This window comes from Halomonas sp. 707B3 (assembly GCF_024158645.1).
Classification (GTDB): domain Bacteria; phylum Pseudomonadota; class Gammaproteobacteria; order Pseudomonadales; family Halomonadaceae; genus Vreelandella; species Vreelandella lionensis.
This window is the reverse complement of the sequence record NZ_JAMZBE010000281.1, coordinates 1-1,713: the sequence shown is the minus strand read 5'-3', so window position 1 is coordinate 1,713 and position 1,713 is coordinate 1. Positions and strand designations below refer to the sequence as shown.

Below are 1,713 nucleotides of genomic sequence, written 5' to 3'. Positions count from 1 at the left end.
GAGTTCCTGCATCAGTACCGGGTTAACCTGCGCCGCAGCCGTGCAGTGGGCGAATCGGTACTCGCTATTACCAAGGTGCCTGGCCTTAAAAAGAGGCTGAAGCGGCTCAAGCAGCGTGCTCAAGCCACCAGCGACCTCCGCGATCTGGACGTGTTTTTAGAAGACTTGGGTAAAACACAGCCACCGCTTTCTGCAAGCACTCGCGAGGGGTTACGGCAATGGTTGCAATGCTGCCAGCGGGTGCAGCATCACACCCTGTGCCAGCAGTTAAGCACGCCGGAGTATGCTGAAGAGCTGCAGGGCTGGCAGAGTTTTATTGTTTCGGATGGGGTAGAGAAGGCGCTCTCTAAACTGTCTCCCAAGCGTATCCAGGCGGTATTGGATGAGCGCATTGCACGTCACAATGAGGATTTAGCAGCCCTCTCGGTAGATTCCCCAGACGCCGACCTGCATGAACTTCGTAAGGGTGTGAAGCGCATCCGCTATCTTGCTGATCTGCACCCAGAGCCTCCTGAGCCGTTTCTTTCTGAATTAAAGCGCCGCCAAAGCCTGCTTGGCGACTATCAAGACCTGTGCGCCCGTCAAGCTTGGCTAGATGCGTTTAGCTCAGGCGCTGATAGCACCCCTGAACAGCGCAAAGAGTGTTCACAGTGGCACGCCGCGTTAGAAACGCAGAAGCAAAAACTGCGTAAAAAGGTGCTGGCGCTGCGGCCTTTGGTTAGTCATCGATAAGCACCCAGCCAGTCTTAGGCTGAGAGTATTCAATCGTTAAAAATTCACACAATGAGGTAGATGTTTTCCCATCCTATTTGATGCAGTATGGTTCATCAAAATTAATTATTGAGGGCCATGCACATGGTTGAACATCAGGGTGAGTAATAGTCGGCGAGCAGGTCGGTTAGCAGTCGACAGCGACGTAGAACTAAACCGGATCCAGGATGCTTTGCGTACCAGTGAGGCGGAATTTCGCACCTTGGTAGAAACCATGCCGCAAATCGTCTGGGTTACTCGTCCTGATGGGTGGCACATCGATTTTAATCAGCCTTGGCTGGATTATACCGGGCTAACACTTGAAGAGAGCCTAGGATTTGGCTGGAATCCCCCCTTTCATCCAGACGATCGAGAGCGCGCTGCCGAACGGTGGCTTCAAGCGACAAGCAGTGGCGAACCCTATGAGATTGAATACCGGCTGCGTCGGTGGGATGGGGTTTATCATTGGATGCTCGGTAGAGCCTTACCCATGCGCGATGCGAAGGGCAATATCGTTAAATGGTTCGGCACATGCACGGATATTGACGACCTGAAGCGCGTCCAAGAGCGGCTAGATGAAGCCCAGCGCGTTGGTAAAATCGGTGATTGGGAATATAACCCAGTGACCGAAAAAACCACTTGGTCACTAGTCGTATATAGCCTGTTGGGCCGAGACAGCCGTCTAGGCCCGCCCCAAACCCTGCATGAAAGTGCGCTGCTCTTCGACGCTGAAAGCGCTGATATTCTAAAAAAGATGGTGGGTTTGGGGGTTACATCAGGTCAAACGCAAAGGTTTGATCTTCGAACAAAGGCAGGTCGCGGTAAAGAAGTGTATGTACAAGTAGTTGCTGTACCCCAAAAAAATGGGCTCTTCGACGTTGGGTGTGGAATTCGCCCCCTGAGCTGGGCCAGAATATGACCTCCACAGCGGCAGGAGGTATGACATGGACGGCACCCAGATTC

Annotated in this window: 2 protein-coding genes; both read left to right on the top strand. The window is 52.8% G+C overall.

Annotated elements, in window-relative coordinates; all coding sequences use genetic code 11:
- Window positions 1-732 (top strand): CHAD domain-containing protein (locus BIS10_RS18630; protein WP_253507739.1); only part of this gene is annotated, 732 nt, incomplete at its 5' end.
- A gap of 139 nt (window positions 733-871) precedes the next feature.
- On the top strand, window positions 872-1,669 hold the full coding sequence (locus BIS10_RS18625; protein WP_392567203.1) for a PAS domain-containing protein: 798 nt from the start codon (window positions 872-874) through the stop codon (window positions 1,667-1,669).
- Window positions 1,670-1,713 lie beyond the last annotated feature (44 nt).